The sequence below is a fragment of the Pararobbsia alpina genome (assembly GCF_965118125.1).
In the GTDB taxonomy this organism is placed as follows: Bacteria; Pseudomonadota; Gammaproteobacteria; order Burkholderiales; family Burkholderiaceae; genus Pararobbsia; species Pararobbsia alpina_A.
This window is the reverse complement of the sequence record NZ_OZ221288.1, coordinates 1,709,747-1,729,800: the sequence shown is the minus strand read 5'-3', so window position 1 is coordinate 1,729,800 and position 20,054 is coordinate 1,709,747. Positions and strand designations below refer to the sequence as shown.

The 20,054-nt window shown below is 61.9% G+C and carries 16 protein-coding genes; 7 read left to right on the top strand and 9 right to left on the bottom strand.

All coding sequences use genetic code 11. From position 1 onward, the window contains the following. Positions 1-16 precede the first annotated feature (16 nt). A complete protein-coding gene (locus tag ACMFWR_RS25830; RefSeq protein ID WP_413195225.1) occupies positions 17-985 on the top strand; it encodes an alpha/beta fold hydrolase in 969 nt (322 codons plus the stop codon). Positions 986-1,097: 112 nt separating this feature from the next. Here the strand turns inward: ACMFWR_RS25830 and ACMFWR_RS25825 are convergent, their stop codons facing one another. From ACMFWR_RS25825 to ACMFWR_RS25805, 5 genes are all read right to left on the bottom strand, one after another. Then, on the bottom strand, positions 1,098-2,135 hold the full coding sequence (locus tag ACMFWR_RS25825; protein WP_413195224.1) for an ABC transporter permease: 1,038 nt from the start codon (positions 2,133-2,135) through the stop codon (positions 1,098-1,100). A 110-nt stretch (positions 2,136-2,245) separates the two neighbouring features. Continuing rightward, positions 2,246-3,802 carry a sugar ABC transporter ATP-binding protein gene (locus ACMFWR_RS25820; protein ID WP_413195223.1) on the bottom strand — a complete coding sequence of 519 codons (1,557 nt, stop codon included), beginning with the start codon at positions 3,800-3,802 and terminating at the stop codon, positions 2,246-2,248. Positions 3,803-3,858: 56 nt separating this feature from the next. Next, on the bottom strand, positions 3,859-4,788 hold the full coding sequence (locus tag ACMFWR_RS25815) for a sugar ABC transporter substrate-binding protein (protein WP_413195222.1): 930 nt from the start codon (positions 4,786-4,788) through the stop codon (positions 3,859-3,861). A 78-nt stretch (positions 4,789-4,866) separates the two neighbouring features. Further along, entirely contained in the window at positions 4,867-5,688 is an 822-nt protein-coding gene (locus tag ACMFWR_RS25810) for a TIM barrel protein (RefSeq protein ID WP_413195221.1), read from the bottom strand. 89 nt (positions 5,689-5,777) lie between these two features. Beyond that, a complete protein-coding gene (locus tag ACMFWR_RS25805) occupies positions 5,778-6,767 on the bottom strand; it encodes a xylose isomerase (protein ID WP_413195220.1) in 990 nt (329 codons plus the stop codon). 317 nt (positions 6,768-7,084) lie between these two features. Here ACMFWR_RS25805 and ACMFWR_RS25800 point away from each other — a divergent pair, with 317 nt between their 5' ends. Beyond that, positions 7,085-8,140: a LacI family DNA-binding transcriptional regulator gene (locus tag ACMFWR_RS25800; RefSeq protein ID WP_413195219.1), complete on the top strand. Its 1,056-nt coding sequence runs from the start codon at positions 7,085-7,087 to the stop codon at positions 8,138-8,140. Between the two features lie 60 nt (positions 8,141-8,200). Here ACMFWR_RS25800 and ACMFWR_RS25795 read toward each other — a convergent pair whose 3' ends face one another. Next, entirely contained in the window at positions 8,201-8,977 is a 777-nt protein-coding gene (locus tag ACMFWR_RS25795; RefSeq protein WP_413195218.1) for a hypothetical protein, read from the bottom strand. 273 nt (positions 8,978-9,250) lie between these two features. Between ACMFWR_RS25795 and ACMFWR_RS25790 the strand changes: the two genes are divergently transcribed. Both ACMFWR_RS25790 and ACMFWR_RS25785 read left to right on the top strand, forming a co-directional pair. After that, positions 9,251-10,174: a LysR substrate-binding domain-containing protein gene (locus ACMFWR_RS25790; protein WP_413195217.1), complete on the top strand. Its 924-nt coding sequence runs from the start codon at positions 9,251-9,253 to the stop codon at positions 10,172-10,174. A gap of 167 nt (positions 10,175-10,341) precedes the next feature. After that, positions 10,342-12,189 carry a DUF4832 domain-containing protein gene (locus ACMFWR_RS25785; protein WP_413195216.1) on the top strand — a complete coding sequence of 616 codons (1,848 nt, stop codon included), beginning with the start codon at positions 10,342-10,344 and terminating at the stop codon, positions 12,187-12,189. 87 nt (positions 12,190-12,276) lie between these two features. On the opposite strand, the gene ACMFWR_RS25780 is transcribed toward ACMFWR_RS25785, so the two are convergent. Beyond that, on the bottom strand, positions 12,277-13,308 hold the full coding sequence (locus tag ACMFWR_RS25780; protein WP_413195215.1) for a PEP-CTERM sorting domain-containing protein: 1,032 nt from the start codon (positions 13,306-13,308) through the stop codon (positions 12,277-12,279). A gap of 302 nt (positions 13,309-13,610) precedes the next feature. On the opposite strand from ACMFWR_RS25780, the gene ACMFWR_RS25775 reads away from it, so the two are divergent. After that, positions 13,611-16,130 (top strand): PAS domain S-box protein, encoded by a 2,520-nt coding sequence (locus tag ACMFWR_RS25775; RefSeq protein WP_413195214.1) that lies wholly within the window; start codon positions 13,611-13,613, stop codon positions 16,128-16,130. Here ACMFWR_RS25775 and ACMFWR_RS25770 read toward each other — a convergent pair. Next, positions 16,105-17,004, bottom strand: coding sequence for a LysR family transcriptional regulator (locus ACMFWR_RS25770; protein ID WP_413195213.1), 900 nt, complete (start codon positions 17,002-17,004; stop codon positions 16,105-16,107). The genes ACMFWR_RS25775 and ACMFWR_RS25770 overlap by 26 nt on opposite strands. Positions 17,005-17,118: 114 nt before the next feature. Between ACMFWR_RS25770 and ACMFWR_RS25765 the strand changes: the two genes are divergently transcribed. Beyond that, the gene (locus tag ACMFWR_RS25765) at positions 17,119-17,682 is read left to right on the top strand and encodes a carboxymuconolactone decarboxylase family protein (protein WP_413195212.1); all 564 of its coding nucleotides are present in this window, start codon (positions 17,119-17,121) and stop codon (positions 17,680-17,682) included. On the opposite strand, the gene ACMFWR_RS25760 is transcribed toward ACMFWR_RS25765, so the two are convergent. After that, a complete protein-coding gene (locus ACMFWR_RS25760) occupies positions 17,679-18,599 on the bottom strand; it encodes a LysR family transcriptional regulator (RefSeq protein ID WP_413195211.1) in 921 nt (306 codons plus the stop codon). The genes ACMFWR_RS25765 and ACMFWR_RS25760 overlap by 4 nt on opposite strands. Positions 18,600-18,758: 159 nt before the next feature. On the opposite strand from ACMFWR_RS25760, the gene ACMFWR_RS25755 reads away from it, so the two are divergent. Then, positions 18,759-19,991: an MFS transporter gene (locus ACMFWR_RS25755; protein WP_413195210.1), complete on the top strand. Its 1,233-nt coding sequence runs from the start codon at positions 18,759-18,761 to the stop codon at positions 19,989-19,991. The last annotated feature ends 63 nt before the right edge of the window (positions 19,992-20,054 follow it).

The window sequence follows — 20,054 nt, the reverse complement described above, 5'->3', positions numbered from 1 at the left end:
AGGGAGGATCCGGCGAATGTCATTCAAGGCGTTGGTCTGTACGTTGCTAGGGTGCGTGATACTGTGGCACGCCGGTTCCGCGGCCGCTGAGGTCGCTGCACAGGCGATCGCAGTGCACGAGCTGACCCGCTACAAGAGCGTCGAAGTCGATGGTCTTCAGATCTTTTATCGCGAGGCGGGACCGCCAACCGCGACGACGATTCTGTTGCTGCACGGCTTTCCGTCGACGTCACGAATGTATGAGCCCCTGTTTCAGAGGCTTGCTGACCGATATCACCTGATCGCCCCTGACTATCCGGGGTTCGGGCACAGCGACGCTCCGCCGGCGGACCAGTTCGCCTATACCTTCGATCATCTCGCGACGATCGTTGACCACTTCACGCAGCGTGTGCACGCGACGTCGTATGTGCTCTACGTGCAGGACTACGGCGGCCCGGTCGGTATGCGACTCGCCATGGCACACCCCGAACGCGTGAAAGCGCTGATCATTCAGAACGCGACGTCGCACGACGACGGGCTGGGCCCGCTATGGGAACCCAGAAAGGCATTCTGGAAAGACCGTGAGAAATACGAGGCGAAGGTCGAGGAGAACCTGATGTCGCTTGCCGCGGCCAAGCAACGGCACATCGGCTCGAGTCCGAACCCGGATGTCTACGATCCGGATCTCTGGACCGATGAGTTTGCGATGCTCAGCCGCCCCGGCGAGACGGCGATTCAGAGCGATCTGTTCTACGACTACCAGACGAATGTGGCTTCGTACCCCAAGTGGCAAGCGTGGCTGCGCGAAACGCAACCGAAGACACTGGTCATCTGGGGTCGATACGATCCGTCGCAATTGGCGGCGGAAGCAGCGGCCTATCAACGGGATCTGCCTCACGCCGAAGTGCACGTAATGGATGCCGGCCACTTTGCGCTCGACCTTGCGCCCGATGCCGACGCGATCGCCGCATGGATGCGTGATTTCCTGAGGCGCAACGGCCTGTAGCGCAAACGAAAAAACGATATGGGCATGGTGCCCATATCGCCCACACACCGCTCATCGTGGGAAAAAGCTGGCGGGTGGAGACACGCCAGCAGGCGAACCGTGGCGGCGGCGCTCAGCTGCTCCGCTTGCGATTGCGATACTGATCGGCCACGACGGCGGCGACGATGATGACGCCTTTGACGATCTCCTGGTAATACGCGTCAATGCGCAGGAAAGTGAAGCCGGATGTCATGACACCGAGGATCAGCACGCCGATGATCGTGCCGCCAATGCGGCCCACACCGCCCGCGAGCGATGCGCCGCCGATCACGGCCGCGGCGATCGCATCGAGTTCGTAGTTCACGCCCATGCCGGCTTGCCCGGTGATCGCACGTGCCGAAGTCACCATGCCCGCCAGTCCTGCCAGCAAGCCGGCGATCGAGTACACGATGATCAGGTGGCGGCCCACGTTGATCCCGGAGACGCGTGCGGCCGTACGATTGGCGCCGATCGCGTATGTGAACTTTCCGTAGCGTGTGTATCGCAGCGCGATATGGAAGATCAATGCGACCACCAGAAAGATCACGACCGGGTGCATGCCCGAGCCGATCCATGCGAAGTCGTCGGTCAACATGCTGATCGGGCGACCGTGTGTGTACCACTTGGCCACGCCGCGCGCCGAGACCATCATGCCCAGCGTTGCGATAAACGGTGGCAGTCCGGTATGGCTGATCAGCGCGCCGTTGATCAGGCCACATACCAGCCCGACCGCGAGCCCAGCCAGAATCGGCCAGACGATCGGCAGACCCGTCAGCGCCGGATAGACCGCGCGCCCATAGCCGGCCTCCTGCGCGAGGCTCGCAGACACCATCGCCGCGACCGCGACGACCGAGCCCGAAGACAGATCGACGCCACCCGTGATGATGACCTGCGTGACCCCGACCGCGATGATGCCGATCACGGACATCTGCAGGATCATCACTTCAAGGCGATCGGCGTTGAGCAGAAAGCTCTGGCCATTGACGAACCAGCCCAGTGCCTCGAAAAACAGGCCCATTCCCACCAGCACGAGGAAAATGCTGGCTTCCGGAGGCCACTTGCGGCGGCGTGACGACGACGGCCGCGGCGGCTCGCCGGTCCGGGTTTCGATTGCTACGTTGGTGTGTGCCATCTCCGTCTCCTGGAGTGCTGAAAGCAGGTGTGTTGCGTGCGTTTTGCCAGTGCCGCGACGGGTCGATGGCGCGGGTCAGCGACCCCGAGTGAGCGACCCGGGTGCGCGATCTACCTGGATGCAAGGTCCATGATCGTCAGCTGGTCGGCATTCGCGCGATCGACGATGCCCGTCATGCGTCCTTCGTGCATCACGATGATCCGGTCGCACATGCCGAGCACTTCGGGCATTTCGGACGAGATCATCAGCACGGCGACGCCTTTGCTTGCGAGCTTGCCGATCAGGCCGTGAATCTCTGCCTTGGCACCGACATCGATGCCGCGGGTGGGCTCGTCCAGAATCAATACTTTCGGGTGGGTCATCAGCCAGCGGCCTATGAGCACCTTTTGCTGATTCCCGCCGGACAGGTTTTCGATGGGCTCGTCCATGCCGGGCGTTTTGACGCGGAGGGTATTCGCCATCTCTCGGCAAGCCCTGGCGAGCGCCCCTTGTTCGACGAACCCACCCTTGACGAAGTTTCGGTTGAGCACCGCACTCCCCATATTCGATAGGACGTCGAGCATCAGGAAACAACCAGTGTCCTTGCGGTCTTCGGTCAGAAACGCGACGCCGTGGCGCATTGCGGTGGCTGGCGAGTCGATGTCGACAACGCGGCCTTCGATGCGAATCGAACCGCGCGTTGCCGGCACGACGCCGAACAGCGCCTCCGCCACATTGGAGCGCCCGGAGCCGATCAGCCCGGCCATGCCGACGATCTCGCCTGCTCGCACGTCGAAGCTCACGCCACTGAAGACACGCTCGAGCGCGAGGTCCTGAACCGAGAGCACGACCTCGCCGATCGGCACCGTCTCCTTGGGAAACATCTGCGTGATCTCACGCCCGACCATCATGCGAATGATTTCGTCGCGCGTGACTTCGTTTGCCGCATGCGTGCCGATATAGCAGCCGTCGCGAAAGACAGACAGCTCGTCGGCTATGGCGGCAAGCTCATTCATCTTGTGCGTGATGTAAACGATGCCCTTGCCCTTCGCCTTGAGGTCGCGAATGATCCGGAACAGCCGCCCGACTTCATGCTCCGTCAGCACCGAGGTCGGCTCGTCCATGATGAGCACGTCGGGATCGTACGAGATCGCCTTGGCGATCTCGACCATCTGGCGGCTTGCAATCGACAGATGGCGGACTTCGATTTCCGGATCGACATCGACTTCGAGCGTCTCGAAGAGGCGCTGCGTCATCCGGCTCATCTCGCGATGATCGACAAGGCCGATGCGGTTGTGCGGCTCTCTGCCGATCCAGATATTCTCGGCAACGGTCATATACGGCATCAGGTTCAATTCCTGATGGATCATGGCGATGCCATTGTCGAGTGCGTCGATCGGCCCACGCAGTTGCATGGGCTTGCCCTGGATCAGCACTTCCCCTTCGTCGGGCGTGTAGACGCCGGCAATGATTTTCATCAGGGTCGACTTGCCCGCGCCGTTTTCGCCCATCAGCGCGTGCACGGTGCCGCGCCTCAGCGTGAATTGCACGTCGTCGAGTGCGACAACGCCGGGGAAGGCTTTGCGTACGCCGCGAACTTCAAGCAGCACGTCGGCGGAACGGGAATTCCCGGGGCTTCCCGGCACGGTACGGTCCGCGGACGTCGTTACGAATCCAGTCACAGTCATCACACGCTCCTGATGCACGCGGCGCTGTCGAGCCGCGTGCGGTATGCGGCCAACCGTCAGTTTCTGCTCGCGAATTTAGGCAGGTTGCCCGGTGTCACGAGCTCGAAGGGGATCCACACGGTCGAGTCGACCTTCTGATTGCGTGCGAGCTTGAGGGCCGTTTCCACGGCGTCGGACCCCTGCGCCCCGCCGTTCTGGAACACCGTGACCTTGAGGTCGCCCGACTTCATCGAAGCGAGTGCATCCTGTGTCGCGTCGACGCCAGCGACGATCACACCTTTCTGAAATTTGTGCGCGGCCTTGAGAGCCTGAATCGCACCAAGCGCCATTTCATCGTTATTCGACACGATCGCATCGAACGTCAGGCCGGCGGACAACCAGTTGTTCATCAGATCCACTGCGTCGGTGCGTTGCCAGTTGGCCGAGCGCGCGTCGACGATCTTGATACCGTTGCAAGGCGGTTTGGCGATCACGTCCTTGATGTCCTGCGTGCGCTGGCGCGCGGCCTGGTTGGCGAGGTCGCCGATCATGACGAGGATATTGCCCTTGCCACCCATAAGACGGCAGACCTCGGTCATTTCGAGCGTGCCGGAATCGACCTCGTTCGAGCCGACAAACGAGACTTTCGGCGGAAGCGACTTGTCCGATGGCATGCGATTCACGTAGACGAGCGGAATGCCTGCGGCTGAAGCGAGCTTCGTCATTTTCGGCGTAGCGTCCGTGTCGACCGGGTTGACGATGATGGCGTCGACCTTCTGCGCGATGAAGTTCTGAATTTGATTGAGCTGCTTGCCGACGTCGTTCTGTGCATCTTCAAATTGAACACTGACGCCTTGCTGCTTAGCTGCATCCGCAGCCATCGAATTGCGCACGACAGTCAGGAAGTTGTCGTCGAACGCCGACATGCTGACGCCGATTTTCTCTGCATGGGCCACCGATGTGGCGAGCACCGCACCTGCTGCGAATGCCAACAGAATCCGTTTCATGTTTCGTCTCCTCCGGTTGGGTCCGGTTTGAAAGGAGCCCGGTTGTCTCCTCCTGGGCTCGGGGTGGACGTGCCTGAATCAGGCGAGCCCGGTCTGCACAAAATCCATGCTGGTTCTGAGCCGATGTTCGATATCGGCAGCTTCGGCAAGCTCTGCGGCAAAGGGCTCGAAGGACAGTGCACCGCGATAGCCGCGTCGCAACAGCGTTTTGAGTTGCCGGATATTGCCGAGCTGATCGGCTTCACCGACCAGTACGCGGTGACCGTCGCGCATACGCCCGACCGGGAGCCCGTCGTCTTCGACGCCGGAGATGTGGACGAGCCCGGTCAGGTCGGGATAAAAGATGTCTTCGCCTGACAGATGATGATGGAAGGTGTCGTGAACGAGTTTGAACACGCGCTCTCCGCCCGCGGCATAGATTCCCTTGACCGCGTCGGACTTGCGACGCAGGGCACACTCTTCGAAGCCGAGCGGTTCGATCAGGCCGATCAGGGCTCTTTGCGTGAGGATCGGGGTCAAGCCTTGCAAGGCAGCGACGAGGTCGGTGTGGCGCTGCGTGTCTGTACGGTGATCCTGACGCGAGTTGGTCGGGCACAGCACGAGGGCCTGAGCCCCGCATTGCACGGCGTAATCGGCCAGTTCGACGGCTTCCTGTTCGCGCTCGGCATTCCATTGTTCAAAGCGCTGCAGCGCGTTGATCGTCAGAATCGTGAGGCCCGCGCTTTCGACCGTTGCGCGAATCTCATTCGGCGAGGCGCCATTGCGTGTTTCCACACCGTCGAGATCATTGCGGATCTCGATCGTATCGATGCCGAGTCGCTTGCACAGCGACACGTATTGCCCGAACGGAAGCCGCGGCGCGCTCATGCGATTCAGGGAGAAGTGAAACACGGAATTCATCGTGATGGTCCTTGGTTGCCGGTGTGGTTTGCGGAGTCGTTTCAGGAATTCAAAGTTCATTCTTCAAGGGAAGCACTGCGCACTGGCGGCTATGCGTGAATGCCACTTCCGTATCGTTGTTCCATCTGACAAAGCCAGGTGTCGCGCAACCAGCGTGCGCACGCGACGTTGTCGCTCAGGGCATCGAGCGCGGCATCGCGACGCTGACCCGGGGCCGAGGCGAAGGCACAGGTGATCTGGCGAAGCCATGGACGCAGCTCATTCGCTTGCAAACGGATCAACTGGCGCAACTCCCGTTTCCAGCCCTCTGCCCGATTGACGGCCCAGACTTGTGATGTGACCGGTGGTGGCGCATGTATGCCGCGAGCCGCCGTGCGAGCTGCGCGCGTCTTGCGGGCCGTTCGCGACAGCAGGCCATGCGTGCGGACGTGGTAGACCCAACCTTGAGCAATCCAGTCGCTGTGGGGCGTGTCGGATGCTTGTGCGCTGCACGCGGAAATGGGCGAGAGGTCGCCCCGTGTAGCGCCGGCGTCGTTCGATGCGCCATGGCTCAGCGGCGGCAAATCCGACAGGTCGAGCGTCACGCGGAAGGGCGCACCGGCGTTCGTGATCCGCTCTCCCAGCCGGGTCACGCGTGTGCGATCTCTTTTCGAAACCGAGCACGCATCGAGACTGGGAACACAACCGACACGATCTCCCCATTCGCACAGCCTCAGATAGAAGGCGACCACTTCGTCGTCGGAGAGCAGGGCGCCGTCAGCGCGATGTCCGCAAAGCCGCAAGTTCAGCACTTTGCCGCCGACGCGTGATCCGGCGTCGATGACGTCCTTCGCTTTCGCTTCGTCACGACCGATACCCCAGGTGCCGTCGATCACGCGAACGGGCAACGCATAGCGATCCACAAGATCGAAGTACGGTGCGAGATCGTCGCCGGCTGACGCATGCGTTTCGACAAAGTCGAAGACACCGGCTTCTGCCGCAAGACGGAAGTGGTCGGCCTGGCGCGAGCGTCGCGTGTTGCCGCTGGCGCCGGGCATTGCTCCCCCGACGTCGACACCGATGAACATGGGTTCCGCCATGATGGTTCGAGCCTCTCCGGATCAGGCCGTAGGGCCACGATCCTGTGCGCTTGCGTACGGCAAAGCGATGCCCTTCCATGCTCGATGGTTCATGGGGTGTCTCCGGTTCTTTGTGTTCGGGCGCGGCGAGGCGTCGTGCTTCGTTGTAGCCGCTAACCATTAATCGCTAACCACTACACGCTGACGGTCTGCCGCTCGACGCGTTCTGTGATGTCCAATGTAGGAATGTGAACGGTGGCCCGCACGTGCTTTTTTGCCGAAAAATCGTCACAATGATTGCCGATTTCTCGGCAGCGACTTTCACGGCTACGCGCCTTATGACCCAGTCACCGTCTCGCCGCAAACGTTCCGCGCGCTTTATTGAAATCGCCGAGGCGGCGGGGGTCAGCACGGCCACGGTCGATCGCGTGCTCAACGAGCGAGGCAGTGTTTCGACGGCGACGCGCACGAAAGTGGTCGACGCTGCGCGGCGGCTCAGCGTGCCGCGTCTGCTGCCCGAAGTCCGGCATGGCCTCGTTCACCTCGATATCCTGCAACCCAGGAACAGCACGCCATTTCATCGGCGTCTGGCGCTTGCGATTCAGCGTTCGGTGCAGATGCTCGACCGGCGCGTGATCGTCCATCGCAGCGCGGTTCCGGAGGACGACGAAACACTGATTCTCGAGGCGATCCTGCATCCGCCTTACCGCCGGCATGGGCTCATCGTGACGGCGCACGATTCACCGCCGGTACGCGAAGCGCTCAACAGCATTATTGAAGCGGGTGAGCCGGTCGTGACCCTCGCGACAGATATCGGCGGCATCGACCGTGTTCACTACGCGGGGATCGATAACTACCGCGCGGGGCGTACCGCCGGTCATTACATCGGTCGCATGGCGCGTGGACCTGGGCGCGTTGTCGTGATCTGTAACGCCTTGCAGTACCGATCTCATGTGGACCGCACGCGTGGTTGCCGCGATGCAATCGACGAGCGCTTCCCTGCGTTGCAGTGCGAGCCGTTGAGTGTAGAAACGCATGACGATCCGGATCAGTGCTATCTCGCAGTGGTGCATGCATTGCAGCAACATCAGGACATCGTCGGGATCTACAACAGCGGCGCGGGATCCGTTGGCATCGATGCGGCGCTACGCAAGTTCGGTGCGGCGGGGAGAATCGTCTGGGTCGGCCACGAAATGTCCGATGAGCATCGGCGCTATATCGAGGAAGGCACGATGGACGTCGCGATAGATCAGGACCCGGACGGCCAAGCCATTTCGGCGCTGCAGCACTTGTTGCACGCGTGCGGCGTCGTCGACGAAGCGCCGCCGGGCGACACCAATGAATTCCGCCTGTACATGTCCGAAAACATCAGGCGGAATGCGTACCTGCCTTAGTGCCGGGAGATACCAGAGGTGTCGGGCATGCAGGCTTTCTGACACGCTGCGCGGTACGGGCTACTCAGGCTGCAAGAGAACGGGAACACGCATCCGGTACAGCGAAACGCCTTGCACCGCCAGTGCGCACAGCACGGCGGCCCCATACGTAAAGGGCAGCGGCCACTGGCCTAGTAACAACGTCAGCACAAAGAAGAACGACGCGAAACCCAGCAGCCCCGATACCAGGCCGCGCATCACTTGCTGAGCGGCCTCGGCACCGACCGCGCGATGCGCGCAGATTCCCACGAAGCTCACGATAAAGGGAAACGACGACAGCAGGCCGCTGACGCTTGCCCCGACATGTCGCGCGAACATCGTGACGCCGAGCACGAGTGCCGTAATGAACGTCATGCGCAGCGGCAGATCCCACCACGGTGAAGCGGGCATTGCGACACGATTGGTCGCCTTCGGCATCCGCACGAGCGCGACGGTCATCGCGAGGACCGCAAGGAGGAAAAGCGCAGCCGGCGGGAGTGCTGCCTTTTGCAATATCCAGCCGGCGACGGCGAACGCGCCGAAGGCGCCCGCCGCCGCAACCTGCCAGCCGCGCATCGCCAGCGCGCAATAGGCGAGCGCAAAACACGCCTGAGCAATGGTGGCGGCGAGCGATCCCGCCGCCGCTTGTGCAGCGAAGGCCGGACCGTGATCGAGCGCAAGAAACATGGAGATCGGGCCCGATGTCAGCGGCAGACCAATCAGGCATCCGCCGACCGCCTCACCCCAACGGCGCGTGGCGACGGTCGCCGCGAGCAGCAGCAGGGGGGTGAAGAGGAGTTTGAAAACCAGGATGCTCATGGTGAAGGTTCCGACGTGCGCGTAAAGCGCTGAATACGGGTATTGCCGGCAGGCATTGAGTCGCATGATCCGGAATGCGCTCTGATATGTAAAATCTTTCTTTCGTATCTGCGTGATACGTTTTTCGGAATTCAACGGCTACGTTCAATAGCCAGAATCACAAACGCCGCTGCAACTGCAGTGGCAGTTACCGGCAGGGGTGGGCGTACAAACGCGATCTCCTGGCGGTACGCACAACACACCGGATATCGCCCCGACACCGCGAGGAAAACCATGGAAACGACCATCGATTTCAGGCTGATTCGCCAGCTCTGGATGTTTCTTGCCGTCGCCGAGGAGCAACACTTCGGCCGTGCCGCAAAGCGGCTCAACATGTCGCAGCCGCCGCTGACAGAGCAAATCAAGGTGCTTGAGCAGTCGCTGAATTTGCGGCTGTTCGAACGCTCGCGCCAGGGGACAAAGCTCAGCCCCGCAGGAGCGGCGATCTTGCCGGCGGTACGACAGTTTGCGGGGCAGGCAGAGCGACTCGAGCAGGTCGTGCGCGAGATCGCTTCCGGACAATCCGGCGTACTGCGCATCGGCGCGATCACGTCATCGATGCTCGATATCGTGCCGTCGTTGCTCAGCGCGCTACGAAAGTCCTATCCGCAGGTGACGATGCTGGTGCAGGAAATCGACACAGTGGAGGGGATGCCGAGTCTCGAGCGAGGCGACCTTGACCTCGCACTCGTGCGACTCGATGGCGATGAGGACTACGGCATGGCCACCATGCCACTGACCGAAGAGAGGCTCGCGGTGGCGTTGCCCAAGGATCACGTCCAGGCGATGGAGTCGCGCGTCAAAATTCGCGCGCTCGCCGACGAACAGTTCGTGATGTCGGCGCGGCAGGTCAATCCACTGTATTTCGATCGCCTTACGGCGATCTGCCGGTCCCATGGATTTTCACCGCGCGTGCTCCGCGAAGTCCGTTCGATTGCGTCGCAGATCGCGTATGTGAGTTGCGGACAAGGCGTGGCGCTCGTGCCTGCATCGACGCAGCGCCTCGCGCCGGACAATGTCGTGTTCCGCTTGCTCAGGGAGCGCATCATGGTGCGCACCGCCGCGCTCGCGTGGAATCCCCATCGCCATCATCCGCTCGTGGATTTTGCCGTGTCGTGGTTAGGAAGCCGACACAAAGTTGGCGCGGCTAAGCCGTGAGTGCACGCGCAGCGCTGTGCCGTGGACGCACGCCTGTTTGCCATTGCAATCCGCCGACGTGGCCCGGGACCTCTGACGCATCATCGCGGCGTTGTCATACGTAATACGTTTGAGCACAATACGATCGCTCGTGAGCTTGCTGATTTGCCGACTCCCGGAGATCGAATATGCGTATGGTCCGTCGCTGGCACTTTGCGGTATGCGTTGCTCTGCTGAGTACATATGTCCTCACTCCGGTTGCCAACGCACAAGTTGCGCAAGCTAAAGTCAATCCGGCTGAAGGCAATTTGCAAGTCATCACGCCGCCTGCGGTGCCGGCTGCTCAAGCGACAGTGAACAGTGCGACCGATCAATGGACCGTCACCGGCGAACTGTTCAATCCCGAGAGCGGCTTCTATACCAACGTCGCCCAGAAGACGATCGGACCGAACAATCCATCGTGTCCGCAGTGCGCACCCGACCTCGATTTCCAGTACCCGAAGTCCGATTCAGCGCCGTTGTCCGGCACACCGGCCAATCTTTACGGGCGGGTGTCATGGCACACGCTCGAGCCTGTGCAAGGCCAGTACAGCTTTTCGACGATCGATCACGTGCTCGCTCCTTGCACATCGTCGCAGCAGACGACGCCGTGTCTGTCGCGCGGCATGACGTTCGGGTTCCGCGTCATGGCGCTGAATCCGCAGGCCAACCTCGATACGAACGTCACGACCGGCGAAGACGGCTATCCGGTCTACAGCGACTCGCCTTCTTACCTGCTGAAGGACAGCGCGGGCAAAGCGCACGGCTGGTTGCTGCCGCGGGACCCGAGTGATGTGACGCAAGGCCACTACTTCATCCCCGACTGGAACGACGCGTTCGTGATCCAGCGCATGACCGCACTGCTGAACGCGCTCGGACATCGCTATGGCGAAGATCCGCGCATCGGCTCGATCGACATCGGTCTCTATGGCAGCTGGGGAGAATGGCATACCGGCGGCTTGCCCGATACGACCGACTACAAGTTCGGCAGGATTCCGTATGCGTCGACCGATACGGGCTTCAACATCAATCAGGCCGCCTATCTCGCCAACAACGGCGTGGCCGGCGCGTATCAGGCGGGCAGCGCGGCTTCGAAGACGGCGATCATTCAGGCCCACGTGCATGCATTCCCGAGGAAGCAGCTCGTGATGCTGACGGACGATGCGGGCAGTCTTTGCACGGCCATGCGTATCGACACCGGCGACTTCCCGATCGGCCTGCGCCGCGACAGTCTGGGTTCCTATACCGGGTGGGCTTCGGGATTCCCGGTGACCTCGACATGCACCGCGCCCGATGGGACGGACCTCGTCGCCGAACGCTGGAAACGCGCGCCCTTCATCACGGAGCCGTTCGGCAACGGCAGTTCGCCGACGTTCCCGTGCCAGACATTTGAAACCGATCCTGCGACGGGGCAGCTCGCGATTCTCGAAGAGGTGCCGCAATTCCATATCGCGTCCATCAAGAATGCGAGTTACTGCACCGGGACCTGGGCGGCGCTGACGCAAACGGAGCAATCCGCCGTGTGGACTGCGGGACTTACGGCGGGCTACCGCTATGCGCCGGTGAAGATCACTGTGTCGACGGCGCGCACGGACGGCGCACGTCGTGTGCTGTCCTTGCAGACGCAATGGAGCAACACCGGCGTGACGCCGACTTACACGCATTGGCGCGTCGAATTCCGCTTGCGTTCGGCGAGTCATGCTTCGACGGCGCTCTGGAGCCGGCCGTCGGACTTTCTCGTGTCCCGCGTCGATCTGCGCAAGGTCCTGCCGGGCAGCCCATACACCATCGACGACACCTTCAGGATTGCCGGGGACACCGCTCCCGGAGCCTACGAGCTCGATGTCCGGGTCGTGGACGCAAGACACTATCTCGCGCCGATGCAGCTGGCGCTCAAAGACGCGGACAGCGACGGCTTCTATCGCCTGGGCGTGGTGCAACTTTCGCGGCGTGCGCTACCGGAAGCATCGGCGTCCGTGACGAATGCGAGTCAGTGAGCGCCGGGGAGCGGCGCATCGAACAACGACTCGCAGCGCGACATTGGGCAGGGCTCCAAGCGCCGTTTAAAGCGGCGGACTGAATGACTATGGAAGCGGCCTGACGCACCGTACCGGTTCCGATCCCTTGGGAACCTTCAGCGGGTGCGGCTTCACGGCGCCGCTCGATTCAAGCTGATCAAAAGCCACTTCTTGAAGCGACGCGACCTGCGCGGTCGACAGGCCGAGTTCGAAGCCCGAACACTCGGTGTCGCCAAGCGAGCGCGGGTCGAGTCCTGTGACGCTGCCGAACACCACCAGTGCCTCCAGGTAGTAGCCGTAGGCACTCGCGTGATAGTTGTCGTAGGACCAGAGATCGACCTTGCCCGCATCGATGCCGTCATACGGATTGCCATCGGCGACGCCGGTCTGGATCGCGCGCAGCCACGCTTCGCCGACGGGGATCACGGGCTTGAGGCCGCTCGTTCCCGCAGCGGCCATGTCGTAGCCTGCTCGAATGTCGTGCGTCATCGCTTCGACCGACTTGCCGTACCACGCACCCTTGGCATCAAAGACCTGATCCGCGCGTGGCCACGTGGCCATCACGCGAATATCGACGGCCGGGTTGCGTGAGCGCAAGAGATCCGACATGCGGTGCACGGTATCGACGAGCACCGTCGGGTCGCCAGGTTTCTTCGGATCGAGCGTGCTATAGCCATGCATGACGACGGCATCCCACGGACGTTGGCCGATCAGGCCGCTCTTGTGATCGAGATGCCAGTCGATGCCCACGCCGGGTTCTGTTTCCACATAGACGTCGTAATTCAGGCCAGCCTGCACGGTGAACGACTTGAACAAGGCCGGCATGCCGCCGATGCCTTCACTGTTGAGATCGGTGACGGAGTCGGACCGGTAAAAGTGCACCGATGATTTGTCCGCGAACGTGAAACTGTTGCCGATAAACAGAATGTTGCCGGCAACAGCGTGGCTGGCGACGACGAACAGGCCAGCGATTAACGCCACACAACGGGCTAAACGACGTGCGATATGACGACGTGCAACACGGTGCGTGATGCGCTTCGGCGACATGGCATTGCGAAAGCGAAACCGCAGGGGAAGGGGGAAGCGATGGGCAGCCAAGGACATCTCCTTTGCAAGGGCGCGACGCAGACCGTCGTTGAGTGCCCGCGTCAGGATCGATTCGGCAATGCGTGCGGGCGATGGATACGGATCGGTGCGAGCATGCCACCAATGGCTCGCGCCCGGCAACATGATGCGCTTCGACGCAATACATCATGCGTCGCTCGCAGTGGCGAGGGGGCACGCGTACCCCGCACCCTAGCCGTTTCCTCCGAGGATTGGTAACATCGTCCGGCACGTCCCGCGTGACCTCTGGCCAGATTGGTATGCCAGATGCGCGCAGGCTTTCGGGGAGGAGGTTTATGGACGCTGATACACCGCAGAAGCACAAGGTACCGGTCACCGATGCACGTGACGAGGCGCGGCGTCTGCGCGCGCTGGTCAAGGCGCATTCGCGACTCGCTGCGGCGCGCCTGGACGTCGAGCACTTTTTGCAGCTCGTCACGGACACCCTGCTCGAACTGGTCCCCGCCGCCACGGCATCCGTCGTCGAATGGATCGACGGCGATGAACTGGTTTACCGCGCATGCAGCGGGACAAACGCGGCGCACGTCGGCATGCGGCTCGGCCGCGTCGGAAGCCTGTCCGGGCGGTGTGCAGGGGAAAAGCGCATCCTCTATTGCGCCGACACCGAGACCGATGACCGGGTCGATCGCGAGGCATGCCGCCGGGTCCATGCCGCTTCGATGCTTGTCGCGCCCTTGCTTTACGACTCGCAATGCGACGCCGTCGTCAAGGTCTATTCGTCCCGCCCGGCCGCCTTCGACGATGACGATGTCGAAACGCTCGAACTCATCACCTCGTTGCTCGCCACAGGCATGGCGCATCAACGCGTGTTCGCGGAAAACCGCACGCTGATCGCTGAAAACTCGGTCACGATCGCCAAGCTGCGTGCCGAGGTCAGCCGGCGAGAAGCGGCAGATGAACGTTTGCGCGCGTTCTCCATGCGTCGCCGTCTGGTGCTTGACGCCTTACCGGACCCTTACGTCTGTGTCGACGCAGCGGGTGTCATCATCGACTGGAACGACGCTGCGACCAGCCTTTTCGGCGGCGAGCGGGAGGCGTTTATCGGCCGCCCGATTCGTGATGCGTTGATGTGCCCCGAGAATGCCGCCGAGTGCGAACGAAGCCAGATCTTCGACGTACAGCGCCTGCCATTCGACCGCCGACGCATTCAGACCACGGTCCGGCGTCTCGATTGCACATCGGTTCCAGTCGAAGTCACGGCTTGCTCGGTGCCCTCCGACGGCCGCATGGAGACAGCGTATTTCTTCCGCGACCTCACGCCTCACCGTCTCGCGGAAGAATCGGACCGGCGTTTCCGTATCCTGCTCGATGCGCTCAAGGATTTCTCCATTGCGATGCTGGATTCGCAGGGACGCATCGCGACCTGGAGTGCGGGTGCGACCGTCGTGATGGGCTACGACGCGGACGAAGTGATCGGCGAACCGGCCTCGATTTTCTACGCGCCCGAGGATGTTCGGGAAGGCCGCCCCGAACGCGATCTTGAAGCCGCTGCGCAGGAAGGCCATCTGGAATTCGAAGGATGGCGCGTGCGTCGCGACGGGTCGGTGTTCTGGGCGAACATCGTGATCTCCGCGCTGTACGACGCGAACGGCAGGGTGCACAGCTTTGCGGAAGTCACGCGCGACATCTCGCGTCGACGCCGTCTTCAGGAGCTCGAAGCGTCGAGCCAGCGCATGAGTCAGTTTCTCGCGTTGCTCGGCCACGAACTCAGAAACCCGCTGGCCCCCTTGCGCAACACGATCAGTGCGATCCGCTTGCAGAACACCGATGATGCATTCGCCGCCGAACATCTGGTGATCGATCGTCAGCTCGCGCATCTGACTCAGCTTGTCGACGACTTGCTCGACGCGGGCCGCGTCACGCTTGGGCGCGTACGCATTGAGAAGCGACCTGTCTCGATCAAGGAGATCATCGACCTCAGCGTCGAGGGCGGCTCGCATCTGATACGCGAGAAGCAGCAACGGCTATCCGTGGCCATGCCTGAAGAAGCCTTGATGATCGAAGGCGATCCGACACGCATGGTCCAGCTCGTTCAGAACCTGCTGCAAAACGCGGTGAAATTCAGTCCGCCGAGGTCCGAGATCAACCTCAGGGCCTATCGCGCGGGCCGTCTGATCGCGATCGAGGTGTGCGACACTGGCCGCGGCATCGATGCGTCGATGATCGATGCGATCTTCAACTTGTTCGTGCAGGAAACGCCCGCCGACGAACAGCAGAATCGCGCGGGCCTGGGCATCGGGTTGACACTCGCACAGTCGATTGCGGAAATGCATGGCGGGCATATCGAAGTTCACAGCCTCGGGCGTGACCAGGGCAGTACGTTCACGGTATGGGTGCCGGAACTCGATACGTCGCCGATCGAAGACGCGCGTGGCACTGAGCCCGCGAGCGCAGTGGCCGATGCATCACTACGTATATTGGTGGTCGACGACAACGAAGACTCGGCCAACAGTATGGCGAGCCTCGCCTCGCTGTTCGGGCACGAAACGCAAACCGCTTACGATGGCGTGTCATCGATCGATGTGGCGCGAACATTCGAACCGCATCTGATCCTGCTCGATCTGTCGATGCCTGGCATGACGGGGTTCGAGGCGTTGCCGCATCTGCGGCAACTGCCAGGCTGTGCGGACACGCTGATTGTGGCGATGACCGGCCTCGGCACACTGGACGACAAACGCAGAACGCAGGAGGCCGGCTTCGACGGGCATTTGGTGAAACCCGTCGCGCTCGATGAATTCGAACACACGGTCGCGGCTGCGATCAGCCGGTTCAGACTACGGGGATCCGAGCCCTGAGGCGTGGCGACATGAAGTCCAGGAAAGCGCGGAGCTTGAGCGGCAAGGGCGTCTGCCCGGCATGAACCAGATGAATCGGCATCGGCGCGAGACTGAACGATTCGAGTACAAGTTCCAATCGGCCCTCGCGTATCGGGTCCGCAACCTGATACGCGAGTACTCGCGCGAGCCCGGTGCCGAGCACGGCCGAATCGATCGCTGACTCCACCGTGTTCGTGACCAGCCGCGAATGAATTCTCATGGGCTGTTTCGACTTGCCGAACATGAAGGGCCATTCGCGTGGTGAGTTCAGACCGTCGTAGCTAATGCACGCATGATCGACGAGTTCGGCCGGCGACGCCGGCGTTCCGTTAGCGGCCAGATAGGCAGGAGACGCGCATACGATGGGGCGCGTCTCGCCAACGCGTATCGCAACAAGCGAGCTGTCCTGCAAATGGCCGATGCGAATCGCGACGTCCACATGTTCTTCCAGGAAGTGCACGTTGCGGTCGACGAGAAAGAGACGCGCATCGATCTCCGGATAGTGCGCGAGAAATGCGGCCATGACCGGCACGACATGTGAGCGGCCGAACACCACCGGCGCCGTGACCACCAGATAGCCCCTGGGAGCCGCATACTCGCCGGTCGCCGCGCGCTCGACTTCGGCCACGTCTTCGAGAATGCGCCGGCACGACGCGACATACGATTCGCCGGCCTCCGTCAACGACAGCAGCCGCGTCGTGCGATGAAGCAAACGCGTCTTCAGATGGCTCTCGAGTTCACCGACCTTGCGGCTGACAGTCGCGAGCGGCACGCCAAGCTGGCGCGATGCCGCGGACAGGCTGCCTGCATCGACGACTGCGACGAGGATGGACATTCCTTCGAGACGGTCCATGATCTTCTCGAGAAATGGAAGGAAGATTCCCGATGTTAGCGGTTCTCCTCCGATTCGACAGTGGATAGCATGTGAATACCCAGCCCCATTGAAAGTGAATCTTAAGGTGGACTCATGACTCGCATTGCTACCCCTCCCACTGTCGCGGAGGCGCCCGCCGCATCTCAACCCTTGCTTGAAGATGTCAACAAACAGCTCGGTATCGTGCCCAATGTATTTCGCATGGTCGGAAACAGTCCGGCTGCGCTCGAAGGCTGTCTTGGTCTGATGGATGCCCTCGGAAAGGGCGATCTGTCAGCGCAGATGCGTGAACGCATCGCGCTGGCCGTCGCGGAAACCAACGGTTGCGACTACAGCCTGTCGGCGCACGTGTACTACGCACGAAATATCGCCAAACTCGACGACACCGAAATTACCGCGAACCGCAGCGGCGGCTCCAACGACCCGACCGCCGCCGCCGCGGTGTTGTTTGCAAAACGCGTCGTCGACACGTGTGGTCGCGTGACCGATGCCGATGTCAAGGAGGTCAAGGCAGCCGGCTATAGCGACGCGACGCTGATTGAGATCGTGTTAAACGTCGCCTTCAATATCTGGACGAACTACATCAATACGGTGGCCGGCACGGTGATCGACTTTCCCGTCGTCCATGCGCGAAAAGCCCGAGCGTACGGGACTTAAACCGGTGCGATAGGGCTTGGCTCGTACGAGGTGCGCGCGCGTAAGCGTGGCGTGACGAAGTTCAGGAACGCTCGTACCTTCAACGGCAGCGGCGCCTGGCCTTTGTGCACGAGATGGATCGGCGAAGGCGCCGACTCGTATTGATCGAGAACGATGCGCAACGCGTTATCACGCACTGCGTTGGCGACCTGATAGGACAGCACGCGTACCAGCCCCACACCGAGAACCGCGGCGTCGATCGCCGCTTCGGCGGTGTTGACCGCGAAGCGCGAGCGAATCGGCACGGACTTCTCCGACTTGCCCGAGCCGAAGACCCACGCACGCATCGAGGCGAGCACTTCGAACGAAATGCATTCGTGTTTCGCCAGATCGGCCGGCGTCGCCGGCTCGCCGTGCTTCGCCAGATACTCAGGACTGGCGCAAATCACTCGTCTGACTGATCCCACAGTGGTCGCCATTAGCGTGCTATCCGGCAATTCTCCAATGCGGACGGCGATGTCGGCGTTCTCGTCCATCAGATGCACGACACGATCCGTGAGCACGAGACTGATATCGATTTCCGGATAGTGCGCGAGAAACTCCGCGATGACGGGCACGACATGCAGGCGCCCGAACACGACAGGCGCCGTGACTGAGAGCGCGCCTCTGGGCGACGCGTATTCGCCGGTCGCCGCACGTTCCGCTTCGCCGATTTCTTCAAGAATGCGCCGGCACGACGCGACATAGGCACTGCCTGCCTCGGTCAATGAGAGTTGACGCGTTGTTCGATGGAGCAGACGCGTCTTCAGATGCAGTTCCAGTTCCCTGACCTTGCGACTGACCGTTGCGAGCGGTACGTCAAGCTGGCGCGCGGCCGCCGACAGACTGCCCGAGTCGACCACGGTGACAAGGATGGACATGGATTCGAGGCGATTCATCGAGGGCTATCGAAACTTGGAAGGATGATTCCCAATCGTGGGGAATTCTCTTTGCAAATGCAAGCGCGTAACGTTCGAACTCATTCTTCGGCAAGCAGTATCGAGTTCGCGACATCCCGTCGCGACACACGCCGGAGGGATCGAAATAAGGAGAATGCCGTGAGCGCGCAGCCCACACAACCCGATGGTTCTTACACGCCGGCGGTCGCATCCCGCAGCAAGATCGTCATGATGGCGATCGTCGCCGGGGCAGTGATTACGAACATCTACTGCACGCAGCCGATTCTGCCGTTGATCGGGGCTGGCATGCATGTCGACCTCACGCAGGTCGACCTCGTCGCCGCGGCCGCGTTGCTCGGCTTCTCCACCGGCCTTGCGTTGCTGTTGCCGCTGGGCGATCGCTTCGACCGTCGCAAGCTCGTGCTGGCGCAGATCGCCCTGGCATGCTGCTTCGGCATTGGCGCCGCCGTCGCTCCCGGCATCTGGGCGCTGATCGCCGCGTCGTTCGGTCTGGGCATCGTGAGCTGCGTGCCGCAGCAACTCGTGCCGTTTGCCGCCGTGATGTCGCATCCGAGCGAGCGCGGCCGCAATGTTGGCACGGTGGTCAGCGGCATCATGGTCGGCATTCTGGTGGGCCGCACGGTCGCAGGGCTCATCGGCGCGAACTGGGGCTGGCGCGCGGTGTATGGCTTCGAAGCGGCGTTCATGGTGCCCGTCTTTATCGCTGCCGCATTCCTGCTGCCGCGCGGCGTGCCTTCCACGAACCTTTCGTATGGACGTCTGCTTGCTTCGCTGTGGCCCCTGGCCCGCGATAACCGTCCGATCCGCGAATCGATGCTGGTGCAGGCCTTGTTGTGGGCCTGTTTCAACGCGTTCTGGGTCAACCTCGCAGCCCTGCTCAAGACGGGTCCGTGGCACCTGAACAGCGCGTGGGCCGGTGGCTTCGGCATCATCGGCGCGGCGGGTGCGTTCGCAGCGTCGTTAGGCGGCCGCGCGTCCGACCGTCTTGGAACGCGTGCCGTGATCGGCGTCAGCATCGGCATCGTCACGCTCGCTTACCTGATTCTTTCCGGAGCGGATGTTTCGCTGACGCTTCTCGTCATCGGCGTCATCGTGCTCGACATCGGCGTGCAGGCCGGCCTGGTTTCCAACCAGACGCGCGCCTTTGCAGTCGACCCGAAAGCACAGGGCCGGATAAACAGTCTTTACATGACGGCCACCTTTTTTGGCGGCGCTGTCGGCACCACTGTCAGTGGGTGGCTGATGACGCGGTACGGGTGGCACGGCATCGTCGCCTTCGGCATTGCGCTGGGGCTCCTCGCATCCGCATTTCACTGGATGGGTTCGCCCAGCCGCTCAGGAGGTCGGCAAAGTCCCCAAGCCGGAGCCTGACCCATGGCGTTCGGTTTTGTAGTGATTCCCCCATTGAGGTAGCAGCATCTCGTCGGACCCGGA

Bases quoted from the DNA above. Each gene is read 5' to 3' on its own strand.
- ACMFWR_RS25830 (WP_413195225.1), top strand. From the start codon at position 17: ATGTCATTCAAGGCGTTGGTCTGTACGTTGCTAGGGTGCGTGATACTG.
- ACMFWR_RS25825 (WP_413195224.1), bottom strand. From the start codon at position 2,135: ATGGCACACACCAACGTAGCAATCGAAACCCGGACCGGCGAGCCGCCG.
- ACMFWR_RS25820 (WP_413195223.1), bottom strand. From the start codon at position 3,802: ATGACTGTGACTGGATTCGTAACGACGTCCGCGGACCGTACCGTGCCG.
- ACMFWR_RS25815 (WP_413195222.1), bottom strand. From the start codon at position 4,788: ATGAAACGGATTCTGTTGGCATTCGCAGCAGGTGCGGTGCTCGCCACA.
- ACMFWR_RS25810 (WP_413195221.1), bottom strand. From the start codon at position 5,688: ATGAATTCCGTGTTTCACTTCTCCCTGAATCGCATGAGCGCGCCGCGG.
- ACMFWR_RS25805 (WP_413195220.1), bottom strand. From the start codon at position 6,767: ATGGCGGAACCCATGTTCATCGGTGTCGACGTCGGGGGAGCAATGCCC.
- ACMFWR_RS25800 (WP_413195219.1), top strand. From the start codon at position 7,085: ATGACCCAGTCACCGTCTCGCCGCAAACGTTCCGCGCGCTTTATTGAA.
- ACMFWR_RS25795 (WP_413195218.1), bottom strand. From the start codon at position 8,977: ATGAGCATCCTGGTTTTCAAACTCCTCTTCACCCCCCTGCTGCTGCTC.
- ACMFWR_RS25790 (WP_413195217.1), top strand. From the start codon at position 9,251: ATGGAAACGACCATCGATTTCAGGCTGATTCGCCAGCTCTGGATGTTT.
- ACMFWR_RS25785 (WP_413195216.1), top strand. From the start codon at position 10,342: ATGCGTATGGTCCGTCGCTGGCACTTTGCGGTATGCGTTGCTCTGCTG.
- ACMFWR_RS25775 (WP_413195214.1), top strand. From the start codon at position 13,611: ATGGACGCTGATACACCGCAGAAGCACAAGGTACCGGTCACCGATGCA.
- ACMFWR_RS25770 (WP_413195213.1), bottom strand. From the start codon at position 17,004: ATGGACCGTCTCGAAGGAATGTCCATCCTCGTCGCAGTCGTCGATGCA.
- ACMFWR_RS25765 (WP_413195212.1), top strand. From the start codon at position 17,119: ATGACTCGCATTGCTACCCCTCCCACTGTCGCGGAGGCGCCCGCCGCA.
- ACMFWR_RS25760 (WP_413195211.1), bottom strand. From the start codon at position 18,599: ATGAATCGCCTCGAATCCATGTCCATCCTTGTCACCGTGGTCGACTCG.